Here is a 25,761-nt window from a genome sequence, read left to right as displayed (position 1 = left end):
GTGATGAACCGCCCCGGGGCCCGCCCGTGTTCGTCGGGTTTTCAGCGGATCACTTGATCGACCCCGCGGTCAGCCCGCCGACGAGCTGCTTCTCGATCAACCCGAACAGGATCAGCACCGGGATGATCGCGATCACCGACACTCCGAAGACGTACTGCCAGGACGTCTCGTACTGGCCGACGAACTTGGTCAGCGCGACCGACAGCGGCTGTTTCTCCGCGGAGGAGAGGATCACCAGGGACGCGGCGAACTCGTTCCACGCGGCGACGAAGGTGAAGATCACGGCGGTCACGATCCCGGGCCACACCAGCGGCAGGTTGATCCTGAACAGCACCGTCCACAGGCCGCAGCCGTCGATCTGCGCGGCCTCGTCGATCTCCTTCGGCACCGAGGCGAAGAAGGAGTGCATGATCCACGTCGAGAACGCGAGGTTGAACGCCGAGTTCACCAGGATCATCGCGATGTAGGTGTCGACGATGCCGAACAGCTGGAACTCACGGAACAGTCCCGCCACGACGAGCGCGGGAGGGCACATCTGGGTCAGCAGCACGACGAAGAGGAAGGCCCCGCGCCCCGGGAACCGGAACCGTGCGGTGTAGTACGCGGCGGGCATGGCCACGCACAGCACGATCAACGTGGAGACCCCGGCGATGAGCACCGTGGAGAACACGTTCATGCCCACGGGTGTCTCCGGGGTGGACCACATCGAGATGTAGTTGTCGAAGTGCCAGTTCTCCGGGATGTACGTCGGGGGTATCCCGAGAACCTCCGCCCGGGACTTCAGGGACCCGAGGAGCATCACCGCGTAGGGGAGGATGAACACCGCGAGGATCAGCAGTCCGCCGATGACACGGAGTGTCGTGTGCGGCCGCGCACCGGGGGCGGGCTGTTCGCTGTGCCGGGCGAACCACGACGCACGGTTCCGTTTCGGCGTGTTCGTGGATCCGGTGGAGCCGCTGACGGCTCCGTCTGGCACTGGCTTCTGGATGGCGCCGGGCATCAGTCGTCCACTCCCTTCATGGGTTTGGTGAAGTAAAGGTAGAAACCGATGAGCACGACCATGATGATCAGGTTGATCACCGACAGGGCGGAGGCCCAGTCGAGGTGGCCCCGGTTACGGATGTACTTGAACAGCAGCGTCGTCGTGGTGTCCGCGGCGTTGCCGGGGATCGACCCCGTCAGCACCTGGAGGATCGGCAGGTTGTTGAAGACGTTGATGATGTTGATCGTGGTCGCCACGGCGATCGCCGACTTCAGCTGGGGCAGGATGATCGAGAAGTAGATCCTGGTGCGGCTGGCTCCGTCGACACGGGCGGCCTCGATGACGTCGTGTCCGATGGCGGCGTGGCCCGCGAGGATCGTGTAGGTGGTGAAGGGCAGGGAGACGAACACCGCGACGAGGATGGCGATGGTGAACGCGGGAACCGGTTGCTTGGTGAATCCGTAGTCGGTGCTCTCCGTCAGGCCTATGTCGTGGAGGAACTGTTGCCCGATGCCGAGTTTCGGTTCCAGGGCGTAGTAGATGACCGTGGTCGTCATGACGACCGACGCCGCCCACGGGATGATCACCGCGAGGCGGACGAGTTGCCGTCCGGGGAAGACCTTGTTGAGGAAGTTCGCGAGGGCGAGGGAGATGAGGATCGTGAGGACCACCACGGACACGACCCAGATCACGGTGTTCAGCAGAACCCGGGGGAGCGCGGGGTCGCTCAGGACATGGGCGAAGTTGTCGAATCCGGCACTGCCCTTGTCGACGCCGATCCGGCTGATCGTCCGGGTCGAGTTGTAGACCATGAGACCCATCGGGTACACCACGATGCCGGCGAACAGGAGCAGGACGGGTGCCAGCCAGGGGAGGGCCCGCAGTGTGTCCCGGAAGGTCCGCTTGTCCTGTCGGAGACGAGCCATGAGAATCCAATCGCTGTAGGGACGGGTGTGGGGGCGACGGGCGACCGTCGCCCCCACGGAGGGCTTGTCGGGCGGTTAGCCCTGTTCGACCTGCGTCTGGATCGTCTCGAGGACCTCAGCGGGGTCCGTGGACTCGATCCGGCCGATGTTGGACTGGATCGCGCCCTGGGCGGCCTGCCAGTCGGGGTTGGTGAAGGGGTAGAAGCGGGCGTCCGGCAGCAGCGGGATGAATTCCTCGATGGTCTCGTCGGACTTCATCTTCTCGCCACCGGTGACGGTGACCGGGATGAAACCGAGGGTGCCGACGAAGTCGGTGTAGACGTCGTCGCTGTAGAAGTAGTCGAGGAACTCACGGACGGCCTCCTGCTTGGCGGCGTCCTCGTCGTTCCTGAACACCATGAGGTGATCGGCGACCCCGAGGGTCATGGAATTGCCGTCCTTGGTGGGGATCGGGGCGACACCGTAGTTGAGGTCGGGATTCTGCTCCTCGATGAGCTTCTTGTACTGGGGGAGGCCGATGACCATGCCGACCTTGCCCTGGAAGAAGGTCTTGCCGAGGGGGGTGCGCTGGGAGGACCCGGGGTTGGCCTGGGTGGCACCGGCGTCGATGAGTTCCTTCATGAAGGTGGCACCCTCGAGGTTCTTCGCGGAGTCGATGGTGATCTCCCCGTTCTCGGCGTAGCCGCCGCCGGCCCCGAAGAACCACACGGCCGTCTCACCCTGGGCCTCCTCGTTGCCGAGCGGCATGCCGTAGCCGTCGACACCGGGAAGTCCCAGTTCCTTGATGGCCAGTGCGTCGTCGCGGAGCTCATTCCAGTTCGCCGGGGGCTCGGAGATCCCGGCCTGTTCGAAGAGGTCCTTGTTGTAGAACAGTGCGCGTGCCGACGCGATGAGCGGCAGGCCCCACTGGGTGCCGTCCATGGAGGCGTTCTCCCGGAACGAGGGCTGGATGTTCTCGAGCGTCTCGGCGGACACGACATCCTCGGCCGGGTAGAGCAGGTCCTCGGATGCGTAGTCGGTGAAGGAGTCGATGTTGAGGATGTCCGGGGTCTTGTTGGCCTGGACGTTGTTCCGCATCACGTCGTTGATGTTCTCCCAGGACTCGACCTGGAGATCGACCGTGACATCCGGGTGATCGGCCTCGAATCCCGAGATGATGTTCTCCCACAGTGCCTTCGTGTCATCGGAGTAGGAGGGCACGAGGAGATTGATCTCGGTGGAGCCGTCCGCACCGCCTGAACCGGAGGAGCCTCCGCTGCCGCAGGCGGAGAGACCGGCGAGGGCCATGCCGGCGGCGACGGTGGTGGCCGCGACGCGGATGATGAATGGACGCATGAGTGTGTACCTTTCCTCGGTTCCGGCACGGTGCCGTACCGGAACATGAAACGAGTGTGGTGCGGCCCCGCACGGGACCGCTCCGCTCCTGTTGTTGTGAGTATCGGTGAGTTTCGTCCCGTGCTCAGCCGGGATCATCTTTTTGTAACCTTTTCGTTACGTACTTTTGGGGTGGTGGATGTTCAGTGGTACGGGGGTGGCGGGGGTGGTGCGGTGATTCAAGTTGGTCCAAACAATCACCATTGCAGACGGTATCGCCAGGTGGGGGTGATCGCTAAAAGATACTATCTTTGTGGGGTCGCAGCCCCGCTGCATGGGTGAAAAAGGGGGTGGGTGGGGGTGGACCTGATTTTTCGGCGGCTCCTGATGTGGATGGGGTGGCTGAGGTGCGGGCACCGCATTCACAGGACTGTCACAGCTGCACCACGGTGATTACACACGGCGTGCGTGTGTAGTGGACGGGAATGCACGCCGGTTGGCGGAGACCACGGAGAGAACGCACGATCGCGGGATCACGGGGATCATGGGATGGCAGAGAACGCGGAGAATGAGGGAGCGGTGAGAATGTTGGAGTCCACGAAGGACACACCGGTGACGGTCCTCGTCGTCGATGATGAGCCGAACATCGTCGAGTTGCTGGCGGTGAGCCTGAAATTCCAGGGCTTCGCGGTACTCACCGCAGGTTCCGGGCAGGAGGCGTTGCGGGTGGCCCGGGCCGGCACCCCGGACGCGTTCATTCTCGATGTCATGATGCCCGGAATGGACGGTTTCGAACTGCTGGGCAAACTCCGTTCCGAGGGGTTCGACGGCCCGGTCCTCTACCTCACGGCGAAGGACGCCGTGGAGCACCGCATCCACGGTCTGACCATCGGTGCGGACGACTACGTCACCAAACCGTTCTCCCTGGAGGAGGTCATCACACGGCTCCGCGTCATCCTCCGCCGGGGTCGACTCCTCGATGACGGATCCTCCGACGCCACCCTGGGCTACGCCGACCTCACCCTCAACGACGACACCCACGAGGTGACCAAGGCGGGACGGATCGTCGACCTGTCCCCGACGGAGTTCAATCTCCTGAGGTACCTGATGCTCAATGCGGAGGTGGTCCTCAGCAAGGCCAAGATACTGGACAACGTGTGGCACTACGACTTCGGCGGGGACGGGAATGTCGTCGAATCCTACATCTCCTACCTGCGGCGGAAGATCGACACCGAGGCACCCCACCTCATCCACACCGTTCGTGGTGTCGGCTACGTGCTGCGCACACCCCGGTCATGAGCGCGGCGGTCCCCGGTGGATGGCGGGCCAGGTTGCCGCTGCGGGTCCGTCTCATCATCATCGTCCTGCTCATGACGGCCACCGGCCTGGGCCTGTCCGCTGTGTTCGTCACCGGCGTCATGCGGGACTACATCTACGTCCAGATCGACGACCAGTTGGGCGGGGCACTCCACGGTTGGGCGGGGCGGGACATTCCCCGGCTCGACGTGGACGGTCCGCGTCTGCCCAGCGTCTACTACCTGGAGAAGATCTACCCGGACGGCACGACCCTGACCTTCAACGACAGTGACAGTGCCCCCCTCATCGACGGGGTCGTCCCCGGGCAGTATCCCGTCACGGTGGAGTCGGCGCCCGGTTCCGCCGAAGACATCAGGTGGCGGGTCGTCGCCGATTCCCGTGACGGTGTCACCACCGTCGTCGGATACTCCCTGGCCGTGGAGACGTCGATGCTCCGCTCGCTGCTCTTCTTCCAGCTCATCGTCGGCATGGTTGTTCTCGTCGCAGTGGGGGGAATCGCCCAGTGGATCGTCCGGCGGGCACTCCGACCGCTCCGGGAGGTGGAGACCACCGCCGTCGCCATCGCCGGTGGGGATCTGAGTCGTCGGGTGCCGGAATGGCCCACCTCGACGGAGGTGGGACAGCTCGCCTTCTCCCTGAACACCATGCTCACCCGGTTGCAGCAGTCCATCGACTCCGCCCGGCGGAAGGAGGAGCAGATGCGGCGTTTCGTGGGGGACGCCTCCCACGAACTCCGGACCCCGCTGACCGGTGTCCGGGGTTTCGCGGAGCTCTACAGGTCGGGCGCGACACGGGACGCGGACATGGTGCTCGACCGCATAGAACAGGAGGCGGGCCGCATGGGGGTCCTCGTCGAGGACCTGCTCGCACTCACCCGTGCGGAGCAGGCGCCGATGGACCCGGTGCCCGTCGACATGCGGCCCGTCTGCCTCGATGTCGTCACCTCCCTGCGTGCGGCCCACCCGCAACGGACGATCCGGGTGGTCGACACGACGACGGAAACACCGTTCGTCGCCGGTGACCGGCAGCGTCTGCACCGGATCATCGTGAACCTGGTGGGCAATGCACTGATCCACGGTGGCCCCGACGCCCGTGTCACCGTCGGCCTGTCCCTGAAGGAGGGGTCCGTTCTGGTGACGGTCGCCGACGACGGCGTCGGCATGAGCGAAGAGGACTCCCGCCACATCTTCGGGAGGTTCTACCGGACGGACGCCTCCCGGTCCCGGGCGTCCGGTGGCTCCGGACTCGGTCTCGCCATCGTGAAATCACTGACGGAGTCCCACGGTGGGACCGTCGAGGTGCGCAGCGCGCCGGGCGAAGGCGCGGTGTTCACCGTGACGCTTCCGGCGGTGTCCGGGCCGCCGGTGGCGGAACCCGGGCACTGACCGGGGCGGGCCGTCTGTGCCGTACGCAATGGTGCAACGGTCCGGCGGGGCACGTCCGGAGACGCGGTCGTGGGACCGGTACGGTCAGATGTTCTCCACGCGCCGGGACGTCTCGTGACCCGTCGCGCCCAGATCCTGGTCGATGTCGTCCGGGTCGGAGATCCCGTGCGGATCGGCGGCACCGTCCGCCAGCGCGCGGGCGACCTCCTCGGCGTGGAGGGTCAGGAGCGCGTGGGAGGTTCCCTCGACCCAACGGACCTCCCCGATCCGTGACGAACTCGGATCGACGATCCGGTCATTGTCCGAGATGATCGAGATGACCCGGACCCCCTCCGGAATCGGCGCGTCGATCTCGGCGTCACACATCAGCTGGACGAGGGACGGTCCGGTGACCGCCGTGACGAGCGCGCGGACGAGAGGATTCCACGCGACCGGCTGGCCCCGGAAACACGCCCCGAGCCCGACCAGTGTCCGGACCCGGCCGGCGAACTGCGGCAGGTGCGCGAGCCGGAGCCCCATGAGTCCACCGAGCGAATGACCCACGATGTCGAACCGTTGCCCCGGTTCGAGTTCCCGTTCCAGCGTGGTGACGATGTCCAGGAGGCACAGTTCGAGGCGGTCGGTCCCCCGGTGGCCGAACTCCACACCGATGACCCGTCGGCCCTCGTCCCTGAGTCTGGCCGCGATGAGCGCGAAGTTGCCCGGCGAACTCACCGTGCCGTGGAGGAGCACCACGGGAATGTCCCCGGGCGTCGCGGGAAGTGGCTCAGGCAGGATGCCCCGACGGGGGATGAGCAGGGCGAGGTTCACGGTGTCCCCTTCAGGCGGAGTGATCGGGCCGCAGAGCTTCGAGTGTCTCCGCGACGAGGGTGCGCACAATTCTGCTCCGCGGCATTTCCGTGTGCAAGACGACGGCGCGGGGATGGAGATCCTGCAGCCAGATGTTCTCGACGTCCGGGCCGTCGAGGAAGCAGGAGTCGGCCGGGACCACGGTGGCGTCGGTCCTGGTGGCGATGCAGGTGTACCCGACCCCGGGATCGGTGTCCCCGTCGGCGTTGAGGGCCGTGAGCAGTGCGGAACCGGTGAACTGCTGACGGCCGGCCGGGCCGAACACCGTCGTCGTCGCGCGGTTCGTCAGTTCGGCCTGCAGCTCGGTGTGCACCAGCGGCTTCAGCAGGCCCGCCTCCCGGATGCCGTGGTTCGGGCTCGCCAGGCACACGAGGTGCCGGACCCGGTGTGCGCCACCCAGCATCCGCATCCACCATCGGGCCAGGACCCCGCCCTGTGAGTGCCCGACGATGACGACCTGGTCCGCCCCGGTCGCGTGGAGGACCTGGTCGATGTAGGCCCCGACCTGTTCCGCCGAGTCCTCGATCCGATTCGTCGCCCGGTTCCCGTAGTCGGGGACGAACACCGCCCACCCCAGGGCACGGAGCTGCGCTGTCAGATCCTCGAAATCACCGCTGGTGACCGTGGTCCCGTGGATCAGGACGACCGGCCACGGGCGTTCCGGCGTGGGGCGGGCGCGCCAGTCATCCTCCACCCAGCCACGGACCCGCAGCCGGGCACCGACCGGAACCGAGACATCGAGCTCGGGGATCAGCCGGGGGAGTCGTGCGGCCATATCCCTCAAGCGGGCCGGCCGTCGTCGTCGGTGCCGAGGGCGACGCGGAGCTTCGCCGCCGCCTCATCCATCTTCGCGGGATCGGTCTGATCGGCGGGAATGACGCGTTTGAAGTCGTAGTCGGCCATTCCGGAGGTGGGGAAGACGTGGATGTGGGCGTGCGGAACCTCGAAACCGGCGATGATGTACCCGGCGCGGGGCACGTCGAAACACTCCGGGATCGCGGAGCCCACCATCTGGGCGACCTCGTTCAGGTGACCCCACGTGCGCTGGTCGAGATCGGTCCACCGGTCCACCTCCTCGACGGGGACGACCAGGACGTGTCCGTACGCCAGGGGCTCGATGGTCAGGAAGGCGACCGCCCTGTCATCCCGCCAGACGAACCTGCCGGGGATCTCGCCGTTGATGATCTTCGTGAATACGCTGCTCATACCTGTCCAGGGTAGCGGCCCGGGGGCATCGGCGCCGCCCCTCGGTAACGATGTTCCTCCCGAGGGGGACGACCTGCGGCGGTAGGATGGTGGGCATGCGAATCCTCGTCATCGGATCCGGCGCCCGCGAGCATGCACTGCTGCGTGGCCTGGCACAGGACCCCATCGGACCAGAACTTCACGTCGCCCCGGGAAACACCGGCATGGCCCCCCTGGCGACCCGACACACCGAGATCGACGGAAACCCCCTGAAGGTCGACGATCCGGCGCAGGTCACGGCCCTCGCACGTGGCATCGGCGCCGACCTCGTGGTCATCGGACCGGAGATACCGCTCGTCGCCGGCGTCGCGGACGCCCTGCGGGACGCGGGGATCGCGGTGTTCGGCCCCGGGCGTGAAGCCGCCCGCATCGAGGGATCCAAGGCCTTCGCCAAGGACGTCATGGCCGCGGCCGGTGTCGCCACAGCCCACGCCGAAGCTCTCGAACCCGGTGTCTCCGACGGGGAGATCGCCGCCGCCGTCGACCGCTTCGGCCCCGTCTGGGTGGTCAAGGATGACGGTCTCGCCGGTGGGAAGGGCGTCGTCGTGACCCCCGACCGCGAAGAAGCGGTCGCGCACGTCCGGGCCGTCCACGCCTCCGGCAACCCGGTGCTCCTCGAGAGTTTCCTCGACGGCCCCGAGGTCTCCCTGTTCTGTCTGGTCGACGGGACCACCGTCGTCCCCCTGCTGCCCGCCCAGGACCACAAGCGGGTGCGGGACAACGATGAGGGGCCGAACACCGGTGGCATGGGCGCGTACGCCCCGCTGCCGTGGCTGCCGGAGGGGGCCGTCGACCGGATCGTCCGGGAGGTCGTCACCCCCGTGGCCGAGGAGATGGCCCGGCGTGGCTGCCCCTACTCCGGACTGCTGTACGCGGGCCTCGCCTGGGGCGCGGACGGCCCGGCGGTCGTCGAGTTCAACTGCCGTTTCGGGGATCCGGAGACACAGGCCGTCCTCGCGCTCCTCGAGACCCCTCTCGCCGGGTTGCTGCGGTCCGTGGCCGAGGGCACTCTCGCGGAACAGCCACCGCTGACGTGGCGTGAGGGATACGCGCTCACGGTCGTTCTCGCCGCGCAGGGCTACCCCGCCTCCCCCCGCTCCGGTGACGTCATCACCGGAGCCGACACCGACGGTGTCCTCCACGCCGGAACCGCCCGGAACGCCGACGGGGAACTCGTCTCCGCAGGTGGGCGGGTACTTTCCATCGTGGGAACCGGCACCGATCTCGAGTCCGCGCGGGACGAGGCCTACGGCATTCTGCGGGGAATCTCGATGGACGGCGGCCACTACCGGTCGGACATCGCGGGTCCCGCGGTGGAGGGAAGCATCCGGATCTGACACGTTCGGGGCCTCAGGGGTCTAGAGTTCTACGGCGTGAGTAGAACACCCAAGGGCCGTCGGTCGGGTTCCCGCCGTCGGCCACTCAGCCCGGCCCGGCTCGTGGCCGGGGCATTCGCCGTCCTGATCACGTCCGGTACCCTCCTGCTCCTGCTCCCCGCCGCCCGCGCCGGGGACGGGGGCGCGGACATCGTGACGGCCCTGTTCACCGCGACCTCGGCGGTGTGCCTGACGGGCCTGATCGTCGTCGACACCGCCACCTACTGGTCCCATTTCGGGCAGGCGGTGATCGTCGTCCTGATCCAGCTCGGCGGTCTCGGGATCATGACCCTGGCCACGTTCACCTCGTGGGTGGTCGCCGGTCGGATCGGGGTGAAGTCCAGGCTCAACGCCGCCGCCGAGGGGCGGGGCATCCATCTGGGTGACGTCCGGACCCTCCTCGTCGCGACGGTCACGTTCACCTTCGTCGCCGAGTTCATCGTCGCCGTCGCCCTGACCCTCCGCTTCCACTCCTACGGTTTCGACTGGTTGGCGAGCATCTGGGAGGGCGGGTTCCACGCGGTCTCCGCATTCAACAACGCCGGTTTCGGTCTCCGCTCCGACAACCTCGTCCCCTACGCCCGGGACTCCGGGATCGTGCTGCCGGTCGCCGCGGCGATCGTCATCGGGGGCCTCGGGTACCCGGTGCTGCTCGAGATCGCGCTGCGGGTCCGGCGTCGCACGCAGGGGATCAGCAGGCTTCCCCAGATGTCCCTGACCGCCCGATTCGCCCTCACCGGTAGCGCGGTCCTCATTCTTTCCGGTTGGGTCGGCTACGCGGTCCTGGAATGGCGGGGTGTCTTCGCCGAGTTCAGTGTCGGGGACAAACTGCTGAACTCCTTCTTCCAGTCGGTGACCACCCGAACCGCCGGTTTCAACACCGTCGATGTCGGCGAGTTCCACCCCTCGAGTCTGCTGCTCACCGATGTCCTCATGTTCATCGGCGGCGGCTCCGGGGGCACGGCGGGCGGGGTCAAGGTGACCACCGTCGCGGTCCTGGTCGCCGTCGTCATCGCGGAGATCCGGGGTGCGGAGCACGTCTCCGCGTACAGCCGCAGGATTCCGCAGCGCACGATCAGGCAGGCACTCACCGTGACCGTGCTCGCCGGGGTGTCGGTGGCCGGTGCCATCGGGATCATGCTGGTCATCGCCCCGGGAATCACCACGAACCGCATCGTCTTCGAGGTGGTCAGCGCCTTCGCCACCGTCGGCCTGTCCACGGGTATCACCTCTGACCTGCCCGCCGCCGGGCAGCTTCTCCTCGTTCCACTCATGTACGCGGGCCGTATCGGCCCGATCACCCTCGTCGCCGCGCTCGCGGTCCGCAACCGCAACGGCATCCTCTACTCGCACCCCGTTGAAAGGCCCCACATTGGTTAGCTTCCTGCAACGCCGTTCCCTGCCCCCCGTCGTCATCCTCGGTCTCGGCCGTTTCGGCCTGGCGCTGGGGGAGGAACTCGTCGCCTCCGGCGTCGAGGTTCTCGGTGTCGACGACCGCGAGGACGTCGTCTCAGCGGCCGCCGGCGTCCTCACCCATGCGACGATCGCGAACACCACGAACATCGAGGCGCTGCGTCAGTTGTCGGTGCACGAGTGCCAGCGGGTCGTCGTCGGTATCGGATCAGACATGGCCGCTTCCCTGCTGACGGCGTCCGCGGTCATCGAACTGGGGGTACCCAACGTGTGGGCGAAGGCGGACGGTGACGCCCACGCGAAGATCCTCACCCAGATCGGGGTGCACCACGTCATCCGGCCCGAACGGGACACCGGTCGGCGTATCGCCCACCTCATGACCGGCAACGTCGAGGAGTACGCGGAGTTCGACCGGGATTTCGCCGTCGTCAAGCTCGCCCCGCCGATGTCGATGCTCGGAAAGAAGATCAGCGCCGTGCCCCGGGGAATCCACATCGTCGCCGTCCGGCATCCCGGTGCCCGGTTCGTCGCGGCCGGACCCGACGAGACGATCCGCTCCGGTGATCTCGTGATCGCGGCGGGTGATCCCGAGCTGCTGGAGGCGTTCGTCGAGGCGGGCTGATCCACCCGAAACCGGTCGATTCCCGGAGTCGGGGTTCCCCGGCGTGCGATAATGGTCCGGTGCCCGCAAAGAAGAAGATCGCCAACGTCCTGTCCACCCGCTACGCGTCCACCGAACTGACCAATCTGTGGAGCCCGGAAGCCAAGATCATCATGGAGCGTCAGCTCTGGATCGCGGTCATGAAGGCCCAGAAGGACCTCGGGGTGGACATCCCGGCAGATGCCATCACCGCCTATGAGCAGGTCATCGACAGCGTTGATCTGGAGTCGATCGCCGAACGTGAGCGGGTGACCCGCCACGACGTCAAGGCCCGCATCGAGGAGTTCAACGCCCTCGCCGGGCACGAGCAGATCCACAAGGGGATGACGAGCCGGGATCTGACCGAGAACGTCGAACAGCTCCAGATCCACCGCTCCCTGGAACTCGTCCGGGACAAGGCCGTCGCCGTCATCGCACGTATCGGTGAGCACGCCGCCGGATACCGGTCGGTCGTGATGGCCGGGCGTTCGCACAACGTCGCCGCACAGGCCACCACCCTGGGCAAGCGCTTCGCGTCGGCGGCGGATGAGATGCTGGTCGCCGTGGAACGCACGGAGGAACTCCTGGCGCGCTACCCGCTCCGCGGGATCAAGGGGCCGATGGGGACGGCGCAGGACATGCTCGATCTCATGGGCGGCAACGAGACCAAACTCGCGTCCCTGGAGACCCGTATCGCCGATCACCTCGGTTTCTCCCGGGTCTTCGACTCCGTCGGACAGGTCTATCCCCGTTCCCTCGACTTCGACGCCGTCTCCGCGCTCGTCCAGCTCGGAGCCGGCCCGTCGTCCCTGGCGCACACGATCCGCCTCATGGCGGGCAACGAGACCGTCACGGAGGGGTTCAGGGAGGGGCAGGTCGGTTCCTCCGCCATGCCCCACAAGATGAACGCCCGCTCGTGTGAGCGCGTCGGCGGTCTCCAGATCATTCTGCGCGGCTACCTCACCATGCTCGCGGACCTGTCCGGCCAGCAGTGGAACGAGGGTGACGTGTTCTGTTCCGTCGTCCGACGGGTCGCGCTGCCCGACGCCTTCTTCGCCCTCGACGGACAGTTCGAGACCTTCCTCACCGTCCTCGACGAGTTCGGTGCGTTCCCGGCGATGATCGACCGCGAGCTCGAGCGTTACCTGCCGTTCCTGGCGACCACCCGGATCCTCATGGCCGCCGTCCGCGCGGGCGTCGGCCGGGAGACCGCACACGAGGTGATCAAGGACAACGCCGTCGCCTGCGCGCTGAACATGCGGGAGAACGGCGGCGAGCAGGATCTGGTCGAGCGCCTCGCCGCCGATGACCGGCTCCCCCTCGACCGGGAGCAGCTCACCGAGGCACTGGCTGACCGCCACGCGTTCATCGGTGCGGCGGAGAGCCAGGTCTCCAGGGTGCTGACCCGGATCCAGGACCTGGTGAACCGGCACCCGGTCGCGGCGTCCTACCGTCCCGGCGAGATTCTCTGACGGTCCCCGCCACGCCGGTGCACAGCCGGCTGACAGGCTCCCGCAAGCACGGTGGTGGGTCGACGGGCTAGATTCATCGGCATGATCGAATTACCCGCCATACCGCTCACCGGTCCCGTCGCCGTCACGGTGACCGTTCTCGTGCTCACCTCCATCGGTGTTCTCGCCGCCGTCGGCGCACGGAGAACCGGGCTCAGACGGCGGACCCTGTGGGCGGTGGGCGCCGGGGTGGGACTCGCCGCCGTGTCCTGGCTCGTCATCGAGCACCTCTGGCGGCCGTTCCCGGACTCGCTGCCGTTCCGGATCTACGCCGCCGGAGCGGTGGCCTTCTTCGTCGTCGGCTGCCTGGTCCTGCAGAAGGGCAGGCGCCTGCTCCTGGTCGTGCCCTCGGTCCTCGGTCTGGTGGCCACCGCAGCGGTGGTCAACCAGATCTACCAGAGCTACCCCACTCTGCGTTCCCTGGACCCGACACCCGTCTCCGTCGAGATGAGCTACGCGGAATTCCGTGACAGGACCGTCGCCCCGCAGATCAACGGCCACGATGCCGCCTCCCTGGTGACGCTCCCGCTCGAGGCGACCGAGTCGGAGTTCACACACCGGGACGCGATCGCGTGGATCCCGCCGGCGTACTTCTCGGACCCGGACCTGGAACTGCCCGTCATCGTGCTTCTCGCGGGGAACCCCGGGTCCCCGGACCAGTGGTTCAACGCGGGTGGTGCCGGTGACACCCTCGCCGACTACCAGGCACGGCATGACGGTGTCAGCCCCATCGTCATCAGCGTCGACGGAACCGGGAGCTTCGGGGCGAACCCCTTGTGCATCGACAGTGACCGGGGGCAGGTCCAGACCTGGCTCGCCGTCGACGTGCCCGCTGGGATCAGGGAGAAACTCAGGGTCGATCCCGACCAGTCCCGCTGGACGATCGGCGGCCTGAGCTACGGGGGGACGTGTTCACTCCAGGTCCTGGTGAACCACCCCGACTCCTACGGCACGTTCCTCAACTACTCCGGACAGGCCGAGCTCGGGACCGGCGACCACAGGGAGACGGTCGACGACTATTTCGGCGGCAGTGAGCTCTCCTTCATCAGGGCGAATCCCGCCGACCAGCTCGCTGAGGCGATCAGGGAGGGCTCGACCGCCTACACCGGTATCGCCGGCCGGTTCGTCGCGGGGAAGGGGGACCACGAGGCGATCGGGGATCTCGAGTTCATGCAGAGGATCACCAGTGACGCCGGGATGCAGACGGAGTTCCTCACCGTCGACGGCAGCCACGACTACAAGACATGGCGCAACGCCTTCCGAGAGACCCTCGACTTCGCGGCACAACGGGGCGGTCTCAACCGATGACCGGAGTGAAACGGGAGGCACAACGGAGGAGCACCGTACCGGCCGTGGGACGCGGCGTCGTCACGACGGCGTCCGCGGGACTCCGTCGTCTCGGGGCGACACTCGCCGGTGCGCCGGTCACGCTCGCCGCGCTGGCCGTGAACTGGCTGCTGTTTCTCATCTGGCGGGGTGACGGCGACGCCCTGGAGGACGCCCTCGGGGCCGCCGCCCCGAATCTCCACCCCTGGGCCGTCCTCACCGCGGGGCTCACCGGATCGACGCTCTCCTCCGTTCTCCTCGGATCCCTCGCCCTGGTGACGCTCGGACTCCTAGCCGAACGCAGACTCGGCAGTCACAGGTACGCCATCGCCGCCGTCGTGGTCCAGGCTTTCGCGGTGATCACCGGGTTGACCGTGGCACAGGTGATCGTCGCGACGGGCAGTCACTGGGGGGAGATTCTCTCCGGCCAGCACACTCTCACGCCCGTGTCCTGGGTGTTCGGTACCGCGGCATTCGCCTCGGCGTCGATGAAGGCGCTCTGGCGTCGCCGTGTCCGCGCGATCGTCCTTGCCTTCTCCCTGACCCTGTTCCTCTACTCGGGGATCGTCGCCGACTTCGTCCGGTTGGCGGCCGTGGTCATCGGGCTGCTCATCGGGCAGTGGCTCGTGGAGCGGTCCCTCCGCCCGGGTGCCGTCTCCTTCCGGGAGGTGCGGACGCTGCTCGCCCTCGCGATGCTGGTCGTGGCGGTCGGGCCACTGGTCGCGGGCCTGAACCCCGACTCGGCCGGGCCCTTCTCCGGGGTCGCTGTGCTGACCTTCGATCCGGATTTCAGCCCCCGGAACGCCCTCGAGATCTGTGGTGCGGAGCCGAATTCCGTTGTCTGCGCCGAGGCGATGAATGAACTGCGGGAATCCGGACTCGGTCCGTTCCTGCTCAACCAGCTGCCCGTCATCCTCATGGCCGTCATCGCCCTGGGGATCGCCCGTGGGCGTCGTCTCGCGTTCGGGGCGGCCGTCGTCACCCAGGCCGTGACCGTCGTGATTCTCACCGCCGAGATGCTGAGCCTCCTCGGGGACCTCGGAGGCGGCGTGTACGCCTGGGCGAGCCTCGCCGGTGTCATCGCCCCCTGGGTGGTGACACTCGGGCTGCTCATCCGGTACCGACGTTTCTTCCGGGTCCGCGTGCACCACACGGCCCTGAGGACGCTGGCGGTCAGGGTCCTGATGCTGCTCGCCGGAACCGGGGCGCTGTGGATGATGGGCGCGATGGCGCTGCGGGACGACTTCCTCCCCCGGGCGGACCTTGCGGCGGTCTCCCGTTCCTGGCTGCTGCACTACATACCGCCGGTCCTCGGTGACAACATCGACCACCAGCTTGTCCCGGTCGGTGAACTGAGCTGGCTGCTCTCCGTCTGGATCGGAGTGATCTTCTGGGCCGGTGTGGCGGTCTGTCTGTTCGCCGCGATGATCTCCACCGCCGATCCCGAGGACGACCGGAACCGGAAGCTGGCGACGGAACTTCTCCGGGGTGGCGGGGGAGACCATCTCTCCGCCATGACGCTGTGGCCCGGGAACCGGTACTTCCTGACCGACGGAGGCTACGTCGCCTACCGGGTGCACGCCGATGTCGCGGTCACGGTCGGGGAGCCCGTCGTGTGCGGGGGCGCCGATCCGCAGGAGATCGCCCGCCGTTTCGAGGACTTCGCCGCGGGCAACGGCCGCAGGGTCGCCTGGTACTCGGTCCGCTCCGAGTTCGCCGCGGCCCGTGCGGAGGCGGACCACCGGTCTGTGCAGGTGGCCATGGAGGCCATCTGCGACACCACCGAGGTGGAGTTCCGGGGCAAGAGGTTCCAGGACGTCCGGACCGCGCGCAACCGCGCCGGGAAGGAGGGGATCCGGGCGCAGTGGACCTCGTGGAACGAACTCGACCCCGGCATCCGGGAACAGATCATCGAGTTGTCCGAGGAATGGGTCGCTGACAAGGCACTGCCGGAGATGGGGTTCACCCTCGGCGGGATCGACGAGATCGTCGCACCGGACGTCGCCCTGATGCTCGCTCTGGACGGGGAGAACAGGGTGCACGGGGTGACCAGCTGGCTTCCGGTGCGCCGGGACGGGCGGATCATCGGACGGATGCTCGACTTCATGCGCCGGGACACGGAGGGGTTCCGGCCGGTCGTGGAGTTCCTCATCGCGGAAACCATGCTGCGGGCCCAGGCGGACGGGCTCGAGTGGATCTCCCTGTCGGGTGCGCCTCTCGCCCATACGGGGGGAGCGGAGTCCGGTGGGGTCGCCGCCGTGCTGGACCGTGTCGGGTCGTTCCTGGAACCGCTCTACGGCTTCAAGTCCCTGGCCGCGTTCAAGTCGAAGTTCCATCCCCGACACGAATCCTGGTACCTCTGCTACCGGGATGAACTCGCTCTGCCGTCGATCGGTCTGGCGGTCGGGCGGTGCTATGTGCCACAGATGGAGGTCAGCCAGGCCGTTCACGTGGCGCGGGTATGGGCGCAGGGCTAGACTGTGTCGTCATGCGCCCCGAACTCTCCCAGTACAACCACCTCTCGGCGGGAAAAGTCCGCGAGATCTACGAGATCGACGAGGACAACCTGCTCATGGTCGTGTCTGACCGCATCTCCGCGTACGACCACATCCTCGACACCGAGATCCCCGACAAGGGCCGCATCCTGACGGCGATGAGCGTCTGGTTCTTCGACGCCATCGATTTCCCCAACCATCTCGCGGGCCCCATCGACGATGAACGTATCCCGGAGGAGGTTCTCGGTCGGGCTCTCGTGTGCCGGAAGCTGGAGATGATCCCCTTCGAGTGTGTCGCCCGCGGGTACCTCACCGGATCGGCTCTGGCGGAGTACCAGGAGACCGGGTCCGTCAGCGGGATCGAACTTCCCGACGGGCTGCGGGAGTCCTCGCGCCTCCCCCGGCCGATCTTCACCCCGGCGACGAAGGCCGAGCTCGGTGACCACGACGAGAACGTCACCTTCGAGGAGGTTGCCGAGCGTCTCGGGGAGGCGCGCGCGAAGGAGCTCCGTGACGCGACCCTCGCGATATACACCCGTGCGGCGGAGATCGCCCTCGAGCACGATCTGATCCTCGCGGACACCAAGTTCGAGTTCGGTGTCGACGGGGACGGCAACCTCGTGCTCGCCGACGAGGTCCTCACCCCGGACTCCTCCCGCTACTGGCCCGCCGACGAGTACGAGGAGGGCAAGGTCCAGCCCAGTTTCGACAAGCAGTTCGTCCGCAACTGGTTGACCGGCCCGAAATCAGGCTGGGACAAATCGTCGAACACCCAGCCTCCGCCGTTGCCGGGGGGTGTGGTCGAGGCCACCCGGGAACGTTACATCGAGGCGTACGAGCGGGTGTCCGGGGAGAAATTCGGCAACTGGATCGGTTGCTGCGTCTGACCCCTGGTTTCTCCCCCCTCCCCGTTGTGGTCGCGTCCGGGGCGCGGCTGCGGCGGGGTTTCGCCGTGTCGGGGGAATCACGGGTGAAGCACCCCAAACGGGGTAATTAGGCACGCCTGCACTTATGTAGGCGAGGCTTACGGACTTAGCATGGCTGTGCACCCGGCCCCGGGGTCGACCGCATCAGCGGTCGACACACCCGTGGCCCTCTTTCTTGAGCACAGGAGAAAAATGAAGACCCGACACACGGCCGCAGGCACCGCACTGTTCGCCACCGCACTCGTCCTCACCGCATGCAGCGGAGCAGGCGACGGTGACGCGGCCGGAACGACCGAGAACGCCGCGACGGAAAGCGGCACGACCGCCGCCACGTCAGCCACCCGCGCCGCCGCGGACGGTCAGATCACGATCACCGACGTCGAGGGCCGTACCGTCACCTTCGACAGCCTGCCCGAACGCATCATCCTCGGTGAGGGGCGCGGCATCTTCGCGACCGCCATCCTCGACAGGGAGGATCCGCTGGACAAGGTCGTCGCCATGGGGTCGGACCTCCGCGCGGCCGCCCCCGCCTACTTCGACAACCTCGTCGCGGCCTACCCGAAGGCGGGCGAGGTCCCGGAGATCGGCAACATCGCCAAGGGCGACGTCACGGTCGAGAACCTCATCTCCCACGACCCCGATGCCCTCGTCATCACCGCCGACCACTACGACGCCGCGAAGACCACCGGCATGCTGGACAAGCTCGACGCCGCCGGAATCACCTACATCGTCACCGACTTCCGCCAGCACCCCATGACGAACACCACCGTCTCGGTCACCGCACTCGGTGAACTGTTCGGAAGGAAGGACGCCGCGGAGTCCTTCAACGAGGAATGGAACGGTGTCGTCGAACGCGTGAAGGAACGGGTCGCCGACGTCGACCGGAAACCCTCCACCTTCCTCTGGCGCGCGGCCGGGCTGAAGGACTGCTGCAACACCGTCGCCAAGGCGAACCTCGGTGAGATGATCAGTCTCGCCGGCGGCGACAACCTCGCCGACCACATCATCGACACGGAATCCGGCGACATCACCGCCGAGAAGCTCATCGACGAACAGCCCGAGATCATCATCGCCACCGGCGGAACCTGGGCCAAGCAGAACGACAAGCCCCAGGCCGTCCCCCACGTGGATCTCGGCTACGGTGTCAGCCCGGACACCTCCCGCGACACCCTGAAGGGCCTGCTCGACACACCCGGCCTCAACGAGCTCAACGCCCCCGGAGAGGGCCGGTTCTACGGTGTGTGGCACCAGTTCTACGACTCACCGTTCAACTACATCGCGCTCGAACAGTTCGGCAAGTGGATCCACCCCGACAAGTTCAGCGACATCGACCCGGTGGCGGATCTGAGGGACGCGAACAGCCGCTACCTCCCCTTCACGGCCGACGGCACCTTCTTCATCGGCGTCAACTGAGCCGGAGGAACCACCGAACAGTGAGCTCACGCAGCCGCACCGCCGCCCCGTCGGAGACCGCGTCCGACGGGGCGGCGGTCTCCAGAACCCCTCAACCGTCCCCGACCGTCCCCCGCCTCATCGCCGATCACCGCAGAGTCACCAGGATCCGCTGGTTCACCATCGCGGTACTCACGCTCCTCGCCCTCGCGGCGTTCATCGTCTCCACCGTCGTCGGGCCCATCGACCTCGGACCCCGGGACGTCGTCACCGGACTCATCAGTCCCGACTCCCTCACCCCCACCCAACGCACCGTCCTCTGGGACCTGCGGCTCCCGATGTCCGTCATGGCGCTGCTCGTCGGTATGGGGCTCTCCCTCGCGGGTGCCCAGATGCAGACCATTCTGGGTAACCCCCTCGCGGAACCCTTCACCCTCGGGGTGTCGGCGGCGGCCGCATTCGGTGGCGCCGCCGCCATCGTCCTCGGCATCGTCGTCATCGACCAGCCCCAGTTCAACCTCGCGGCGACCGCCTGGGTCGCCGCCATCGCCGCCACCGGCCTGATCGTCGTCGCCAGTGTCGTGCGCGGAGCCAGCGCGGAGAGCATGATCCTCCTCGGGATCGCCCTGGTGTTCCTGTTCCAGGCGCTGCTCGCCCTCATGCAGTACCGGGCGACGACCGAGGCGCTCCAGCAGATCGTGTTCTGGACGATGGGTTCCCTGACCCGTGCGACCTGGGCGGGAAATCTCATCATGGCCGTCGTTCTGGGGATCTCCCTCCCCATCTTCGCCGTTCTCTCCTGGCGGTTGACCGCGCTCCGTCTCGGCGACGCCCGCGCCAGCGCGATGGGTGTCAACGTCGCCCGGCTCCGCGTCGTGGTTCTGGTGATCGTCTCGCTGATCGCCGCGACCACGGTGGCGTTCTCCGGGGTGATCGGTTTCGTCGGTCTGGTCGGACCCCACATCGCGCGCACCCTGGTCGGGGAGGACCAGCGCTACTTCGTTCCCGCGTCACTGGCCTCCGGGGCGCTCATGCTCTCCGCGGCCCACGCCGTCAGTCTGCTGATCGTCCCGGGGGTGGCGATCCCGATCGGCATCATCACCGCACTGGTCGGTGTGCCCGGGTTCATCGCCATCGTCATGTCACGCAGGAGGTCGGTGTGGTGACGCGACAAAATCCCCGTTCGACCCCCCGCGTCACGCTCGAACTCGACGATGTGACCGTCGGCTACCGGCGTCGCCGTGTCATCGAGAACTTCACCACGGAACCCGTCCACGGAGGCCACGTCGTCGGTCTGCTCGGCCCCAACGCATCCGGGAAATCAACCCTCATCAAGGCGATCGCCGGCGTTCACCGGACCACGGGTGGGCGTCTCCGGGCCACCGTGGAAGGTAGGGTCCACGAGGGACGGGATCTCCGTCGCGTCATCGGCTACGTTCCCCAGGATCTGCCGGACACCGCCGCGTTGACCGCCTTCGAGACGGTTCTCGTGGCGGCGCGACGGGCGTGTTCGGTGAAGATCACCGGGACACCCGCCGTGGAGCTGGCGAGTCGTGTGATGACGGAACTGTCCATCGGGGATCTTGCGGGACGCTACATCTCGGAACTCTCCGGCGGACAACGTCAGTTGACCGCCGTGGCCCAGATGATGGTCAGCGACCCGGACGTGATGCTCCTCGATGAACCGACCTCCGCACTCGATCTCCATCGGCAGCTGTTCCTCCTGGACGTCATCCGGAGACGTGCCCGGGAGACCGGTGCGGTCGCGCTCACCGCGATCCACGACATCAACCTCGCGGCGCGCTTCTGTGACGAACTCCTGGTCATGAGGGGCGGGCGGGTCATCGCGCAGGGGGCGCCCCGTACCGTCCTGACCCCCGGTCTCCTCTCTGAGGTGTACGGCGTCGACGCCGAGATCCTCGACCACGGCGGTGTCCCCGTCGTCGCCCCCGTCGCGGGCTGATTCCGTCCACGTTCCACCGCCGGAACGTGGACGGAAGAAAACGGCGCCCCTCCCCGGTCATCGGGGGAGGGGCGCCGTTTGCGGTCTGTTCGGGTCACCGTCAGCCGGCGGGTGCGGGGGCCGGGGGCAGCGGGGTGTTCAGGTCGAACACCGCGACACCGATGGTCATCACGAGAGCCGTGATGAGGACGAGCGCGATGATGTTCAACCAGACACCGGTCTTGACCATGTTGTTCATGGACACGTAGCCGGAACCGTAGGCGATGGCGTTCGGCGGCGTGGCCACGGGAAGCATGAAGGCGGAGGTGGCGGCCAGGGCGACGGGGATCGCCAGGTACATCTGGTTCATCCCGAGACCGACGGCGACACCGCCGACGACCGGGAGGAAGGTGGCCGCCGTCGCCGTGTTGGAGGTGAACTCCGTCAGGATCAGGACGATGCCGGCGACGACGAGGATCAGGAGGAAGATCGGCAGGTTGTCCAGGGAGCCGACACGGGTACCGATCCACTCCGACAGTCCGGTTCCGGAGAACTGCTTGGACAGCGCCAGACCACCACCGAAGAGCAGGAGGACGCCCCAGGGCAGTTCGAGGGCGGTGTGCCAGTCCAGCAGCGGAGTGCCCTTCTTCAGGTCCGCCGGAATGATGAACAGCAGGATGCCCACGACCATGGCGATCACCGCGGCGCTGAAGTTTCCGGCGAAGGTCGTGTCCTTGAAGAGGAGGGGGATGCCGATCCAGGAGACGGCGGCGAGGACGAAGATGACGCCGACGAGTTTCTCACCGGCGGACATCGACCCCATGGCCTTCAGCTCACGGTCCATCATCTCCCGGCCGCCGGGAATGTGGTCGACCTCGGGCTTGAACAGGACCTTCACGAGCACGAACCAGCAGACGAGCATGAGGACGACCGCGAGCGGCACACCGACCAGCATCCACTCGCCGAACCCGATGGGGTGCCCCTGGTCCGCCATGTAGCCGGCGAGCAGGGTGTTCGGCGGAGTGCCGATGATGGTGCCCAGTGAACCGATGGACGCGGCGTAGGCGATGCCGAGCATCAGGGCGATGCCGAAATTGGTCTTCGGCGGTTCCGCGGGGCCGCCCTCGGAATCGTCCAGGGCCGCGGGATCCTCGCCCAGCTCGCGGCGCTTGTCCGCGTCGAGGCTGTTGTTGATCAGCGTCAGGACGGAGACACCGATGGGGAGCATCATCACGGCGGTCGCGGTGTTGGACACCCACATCGACAGGAATCCGGTGGCGATCATGAATCCCAGGATGATCGTGGCGGAGGACGTTCCCATCGCCTTCACGATGTGCAGGGAGATCCTCCGGTGCAGGTTCCACCGCTGCATCGCCAGCGCGAGCATGAACCCGCCCATGAAGAGGAAGATCACCGAGGAGGTGTAGGCCCCGGAGAACTCCTTGATCTTGGCGACGTTGAACGCCGGGAACAGGACCAGGGGAAGGAGGGCCGTGATCGGGATCGGGATGGCCTCGGTCATCCACCACACGCCCATGAGCGCGGCGATCGCGGCGGTGGAACGCATCTCGTGGGTCGTGGAATCCTGCGGCATGATCCAGTAGACCAGGGCCGCGACCAGCACACCGGCGACGAGGCCGATCCGCTGCCGGACCAGTTCCCGCGGATCGGAGGCCTCGGCCTCCTGTCCCGGGGATTTCTCGGGTGCGCCGGGTCCGATGTCGTGGTGCTCGAACGGGTCGACGTCACCGTGCGACTTCGCCGAAAGATAGGGGTGCGACACGATGGACTCGTGGTCACCGATGTTGTCGATCTGTTTGGACATGGCGCCTCTTTCAACTGTGGGTGTCACAGGGGATACCCGCGGTGTCGGTGTCCACGACGGGACGGTGACCGACGGAACCGGACATTCCGCAGGTCGCCCCCTGTCCGGTTCTGTCACTTCGCTGCGGGTATTCCGTCTGCGTCCTTGCTAGACGGTGTTCGAAATAAATGTATCGTGAGCGCGTGTTTGACAGTTAACAGTCGATGTTGCAGTATGGCGCAGGTCTCAAAAGTGCTGCGAAAGTGGTGGTCAGTCCCAATTGCAGCGGAAAGGGAGGGGGTGGCGTGAGGGGGTGGAGGCTTTCTGAGCCGACACTGTTCCGGAGCTGAGAAACGGGCATCCGTCGGGCCTGTGTCCGGACTCTTCCTCCGGTGACGTACGCCCGGTGGACACGGGTAGCATCGACGGAATGGACAACGCTGATTCCGGAGCAAGAGGATCGAACGAGACGAACACCGGAGGCGCCCCGCTGCGGCCACCGCTGGCGGCCCGGCACCCGGTCATCCGGGAGCACCACGGACACCGCCTCGTGGACGACTACGAGTGGCTGCGGGACAAGGACTCGGAGGAGACCCTCGACCATCTGCGTGCGGAGAACGCCTACACCGACGCGATGACCGCCGACCTGGAGAAACTGCGGGAAAACATCTTCACCGAGATAAAGTCCCGGGTGAAGGAGACGGACATGTCCGTCCCCACACGTGCCGGCGGCTGGTGGTACTTCGGTCGGACCGTCGAGGGATCGAGCTACGGCATCTCCTGCCGGGTGCCCGCCGAACCCGGGGCCGACGCCTGGGTGCCACCGGCGATCCCCGAGGGCGGCACGCTCGACGGGGAGGAGGTCATCCTCGACTGCAACGAACTCGCCGAGGGGCACGATTTCTTCGCCCTCGGGGCGTCGAGCGTGACCCGCTCCGGCCGCTACCTCGCCTACTCGGTGGACACCGCGGGTGACGAGCGCTTCACCCTCCGGATCAAGGACCTGCAGACCGGTCAGCTCCTCGACGACCGGCTGGAGGGTATCTCCTACGGTGCGACCTGGGTGGGGGAGGACCACATCTTCTACCAGCGCGTCGACGAGGCCTGGCGGCCGGACTCCGTCTGGCGGCACCGGGTCGGTACCCCGATGGAGGACGACGTACGGGTGTTCCACGAGCCGGACGAACGGTTCTGGACGGGCGTCGGGACCTCCCGCAGCGAGAGGTTCGTGATCATCAGCACCGGATCCAAGACCACGAGCGAGACCTGGGTGCTGGACATGGACGACCCGACGGGGGAGTTCCGGTGTCTGCTGCCGCGTGAGAACGGCATCGAGTACGACGTCGACCACGCGGTCGTCGGCGGCGAGGACCGCTGGCTGGTCACCCACAACGCCGACGGCCCGAACTTCGCCGTCGGGGAGTGCGCCGTCGGGGAGCTCACGGACCTGCGCTCGCTGTGCCAGCTGGTGCCGCACCGTGACGACGTCCGGATCGAGGGTGTGGACACCTACCGTGACTTCATCGTCCTGGCCTACCGCGCCGGGGCCATCGGCCGGGTCGCGGTCATGCGGCTGGATGACGTCGACGGGTACGGCACCTTCGAGGAGATTCGCTTCGACGAGGAACTGAGCAGCGTCGGCGCAGGCGGGCAGCCCGAGTGGGATGCCCCCGTCATCCGGCTCAGCTACACCTCCTTCGTCACCCCGGCCCAGTTGTACAACCACACCGTCGCCACCGGCGAACGGGTGCTGCTGAAGGAGCAGGAGGTCCGCGGCGGCTACGACCCGCGGGACTACACGGCCACGCGCCTGTGGGTCACGGCCCGCGACGGTGCCCGCATCCCCGTGTCACTCCTGCACCGCACCGATCTCGACCTGACCCGCCCGAACCCGACGCTGCTCTACGGGTACGGGTCCTACGAATCCTCCATGGACCCCGGCTTCTCGGTGTCCTGGCTGTCGATGCTCGACCGCGGCATGATCACCGCCTTCGCCCACATCCGCGGCGGCGGGGAGATGGGCCGCCTCTGGTACGACAACGGCAAGACGATGTCGAAGAAGAACACCTTCACCGACTTCATCGACGTCGCGGACGACCTCCTGGACCGACGCGTGACCACCCGCGACCGGCTCGTCGCCCTCGGCGGGTCCGCGGGCGGTCTGCTCATGGGCGCGGTCGCGAACATGGGAGGTGACCGGTTCCGGGCGATCGAGGCCGTCGTGCCGTTCGTCGACCCCCTGACCAGCATGCTGATGCCGGAACTGCCGCTCACCGTCACCGAGTGGGAGGAGTGGGGGGACCCGCTGCACGACAAGGCCGCGTACGAGTACATGGCCTCCTACGCCCCCTACGAGAACATCGGCGCCAAGCCGTACCCGAACATCCTCGCCGTGACCTCGCTGAACGACACCCGGGTGCTCTACGTCGAACCGGCGAAGTGGATCGCGAAGCTCCGCGTCACCGCGACATCGGGTGATTTCCTGCTCCGCACGGAGATGTCGGCCGGGCACGGCGGGGTCTCCGGCCGCTACGAGCGCTGGCGGCAGACCGCGTTCGAGTACGCCTGGCTGATCCACCAGGCGACGGGCCGCACCGAGTAGTCCGGAGTGGCGCGTGCCGGCGTCCGTTCGTGCCCGGTTGGCGTGAGGGTGCCGGCCCCGCATGGGGGTGTGTGAGGGGGCTGTGGGGAAGGGGGTATTTTTCGTCATACCCCCTGGGTACAGCGTTTTTGCTGCCGGGTCTGAGCAGGTCGTGGACCGTGATGATCGGCTCTCCCCTCGTCGGGGTAGGGGATTCGGTTCCGGGGGCTTTGCCCCGGGGTGGTCGTGGGCGTACTGTCACGACATCGCCGGACGTGCTCCGGCCACGTACCAACCCACCACGGGCCGGGGTCAGTCCCCGGCCCCGCTCATGAAT

General features: G+C 67.1%; 20 protein-coding genes. 13 read left to right on the top strand and 7 right to left on the bottom strand.

Translation table 11 applies throughout. The annotated features are described in order from the left end of the window. Positions 1-49: 49 nt before the first annotated feature. The 3 genes from JIM94_RS08965 to JIM94_RS08955 all read right to left on the bottom strand — a co-directional run bounded on the left by JIM94_RS08965 (position 50) and on the right by JIM94_RS08955 (position 3,243). Complete coding sequence (locus JIM94_RS08965) at positions 50-1,000, bottom strand: carbohydrate ABC transporter permease (RefSeq protein WP_200253451.1); 951 nt, start codon at positions 998-1,000, stop codon at positions 50-52. Continuing rightward, entirely contained in the window at positions 1,000-1,908 is a 909-nt protein-coding gene (locus tag JIM94_RS08960) for a carbohydrate ABC transporter permease (protein WP_234039601.1), read from the bottom strand. The genes JIM94_RS08965 and JIM94_RS08960 overlap by 1 nt, the downstream gene beginning before the upstream one ends. Positions 1,909-1,983: 75 nt before the next feature. Next, positions 1,984-3,243, bottom strand: a complete 1,260-nt coding sequence (locus JIM94_RS08955) for an extracellular solute-binding protein (RefSeq protein WP_200253448.1) — start codon at positions 3,241-3,243, stop codon at positions 1,984-1,986. A gap of 564 nt (positions 3,244-3,807) precedes the next feature. Here JIM94_RS08955 and JIM94_RS08950 point away from each other — a divergent pair. Together JIM94_RS08950 and JIM94_RS08945 are read left to right on the top strand one after the other, a co-directional pair. Then, the gene (locus JIM94_RS08950) at positions 3,808-4,521 is read left to right on the top strand and encodes a response regulator transcription factor (RefSeq protein ID WP_200253446.1); all 714 of its coding nucleotides are present in this window, start codon (positions 3,808-3,810) and stop codon (positions 4,519-4,521) included. Continuing rightward, the gene (locus JIM94_RS08945; protein ID WP_200253444.1) at positions 4,518-5,924 is read left to right on the top strand and encodes a sensor histidine kinase; all 1,407 of its coding nucleotides are present in this window, start codon (positions 4,518-4,520) and stop codon (positions 5,922-5,924) included. Before JIM94_RS08950 ends, JIM94_RS08945 begins: the two co-directional genes overlap by 4 nt. 84 nt (positions 5,925-6,008) lie before the next feature. On the opposite strand, the gene JIM94_RS08940 is transcribed toward JIM94_RS08945, so the two are convergent. The 3 genes from JIM94_RS08940 to JIM94_RS08930 are packed head-to-tail and all read right to left on the bottom strand — an operon-like array spanning position 6,009 to position 7,979. Further along, positions 6,009-6,734, bottom strand: coding sequence for an esterase/lipase family protein (locus JIM94_RS08940; RefSeq protein WP_200253442.1), 726 nt, complete (start codon positions 6,732-6,734; stop codon positions 6,009-6,011). Positions 6,735-6,744: 10 nt separating this feature from the next. Next, complete coding sequence (locus tag JIM94_RS08935; RefSeq protein WP_200253440.1) at positions 6,745-7,548, bottom strand: esterase/lipase family protein; 804 nt, start codon at positions 7,546-7,548, stop codon at positions 6,745-6,747. 5 nt (positions 7,549-7,553) lie between these two features. Beyond that, positions 7,554-7,979 (bottom strand): HIT family protein, encoded by a 426-nt coding sequence (locus JIM94_RS08930; protein ID WP_200253438.1) that lies wholly within the window; start codon positions 7,977-7,979, stop codon positions 7,554-7,556. Between the two features lie 95 nt (positions 7,980-8,074). Here JIM94_RS08930 and purD point away from each other — a divergent pair, with 95 nt between their 5' ends. The 10 genes from purD (at position 8,075) to JIM94_RS08880 (ending at position 21,060) form a co-directional block, all read left to right on the top strand. Next, positions 8,075-9,355: a phosphoribosylamine--glycine ligase gene (purD, locus tag JIM94_RS08925; protein ID WP_200253436.1), complete on the top strand. Its 1,281-nt coding sequence runs from the start codon at positions 8,075-8,077 to the stop codon at positions 9,353-9,355. A 36-nt stretch (positions 9,356-9,391) separates the two neighbouring features. Beyond that, positions 9,392-10,774 carry a TrkH family potassium uptake protein gene (locus tag JIM94_RS08920; RefSeq protein WP_200253434.1) on the top strand — a complete coding sequence of 461 codons (1,383 nt, stop codon included), beginning with the start codon at positions 9,392-9,394 and terminating at the stop codon, positions 10,772-10,774. Then, the gene (locus JIM94_RS08915) at positions 10,767-11,429 is read left to right on the top strand and encodes a potassium channel family protein (RefSeq protein WP_200253432.1); all 663 of its coding nucleotides are present in this window, start codon (positions 10,767-10,769) and stop codon (positions 11,427-11,429) included. Before JIM94_RS08920 ends, JIM94_RS08915 begins: the two co-directional genes overlap by 8 nt. 59 nt (positions 11,430-11,488) lie before the next feature. Continuing rightward, positions 11,489-12,919: an adenylosuccinate lyase gene (gene purB / locus JIM94_RS08910; protein ID WP_200253430.1), complete on the top strand. Its 1,431-nt coding sequence runs from the start codon at positions 11,489-11,491 to the stop codon at positions 12,917-12,919. 81 nt (positions 12,920-13,000) lie between these two features. After that, on the top strand, positions 13,001-14,266 hold the full coding sequence (locus tag JIM94_RS08905) for an alpha/beta hydrolase (protein WP_200253428.1): 1,266 nt from the start codon (positions 13,001-13,003) through the stop codon (positions 14,264-14,266). 44 nt (positions 14,267-14,310) lie between these two features. Continuing rightward, complete coding sequence (locus tag JIM94_RS11415; RefSeq protein WP_200253425.1) at positions 14,311-16,761, top strand: bifunctional lysylphosphatidylglycerol flippase/synthetase MprF; 2,451 nt, start codon at positions 14,311-14,313, stop codon at positions 16,759-16,761. Between the two features lie 11 nt (positions 16,762-16,772). Further along, the gene (locus JIM94_RS08895) at positions 16,773-17,666 is read left to right on the top strand and encodes a phosphoribosylaminoimidazolesuccinocarboxamide synthase (RefSeq protein ID WP_200253423.1); all 894 of its coding nucleotides are present in this window, start codon (positions 16,773-16,775) and stop codon (positions 17,664-17,666) included. Positions 17,667-17,897: 231 nt separating this feature from the next. Next, a complete protein-coding gene (locus JIM94_RS08890) occupies positions 17,898-19,118 on the top strand; it encodes an ABC transporter substrate-binding protein (protein ID WP_200253421.1) in 1,221 nt (406 codons plus the stop codon). A gap of 119 nt (positions 19,119-19,237) precedes the next feature. After that, positions 19,238-20,263 (top strand): FecCD family ABC transporter permease, encoded by a 1,026-nt coding sequence (locus JIM94_RS08885; RefSeq protein WP_200253668.1) that lies wholly within the window; start codon positions 19,238-19,240, stop codon positions 20,261-20,263. Continuing rightward, on the top strand, positions 20,257-21,060 hold the full coding sequence (locus JIM94_RS08880) for an ABC transporter ATP-binding protein (RefSeq protein WP_410170855.1): 804 nt from the start codon (positions 20,257-20,259) through the stop codon (positions 21,058-21,060). The genes JIM94_RS08885 and JIM94_RS08880 overlap by 7 nt, the downstream gene beginning before the upstream one ends. Before the next feature lie 100 nt (positions 21,061-21,160). Here the strand turns inward: JIM94_RS08880 and JIM94_RS08875 are convergent, their stop codons facing one another. Beyond that, a complete protein-coding gene (locus JIM94_RS08875; protein WP_200253417.1) occupies positions 21,161-22,864 on the bottom strand; it encodes an SLC13 family permease in 1,704 nt (567 codons plus the stop codon). Positions 22,865-23,273: 409 nt separating this feature from the next. On the opposite strand from JIM94_RS08875, the gene JIM94_RS08870 reads away from it, so the two are divergent. Beyond that, the gene (locus JIM94_RS08870) at positions 23,274-25,445 is read left to right on the top strand and encodes a S9 family peptidase (RefSeq protein ID WP_200253415.1); all 2,172 of its coding nucleotides are present in this window, start codon (positions 23,274-23,276) and stop codon (positions 25,443-25,445) included. Positions 25,446-25,761 lie beyond the last annotated feature (316 nt).

The organism is Corynebacterium pygosceleis (assembly GCF_016595275.2).
In the GTDB taxonomy this organism is placed as follows: domain Bacteria; phylum Actinomycetota; class Actinomycetes; order Mycobacteriales; family Mycobacteriaceae; genus Corynebacterium; species Corynebacterium pygosceleis.
The sequence above is the reverse complement of the archived record's forward strand: the minus strand, read 5'-3'. Positions and strand labels throughout refer to the sequence as shown.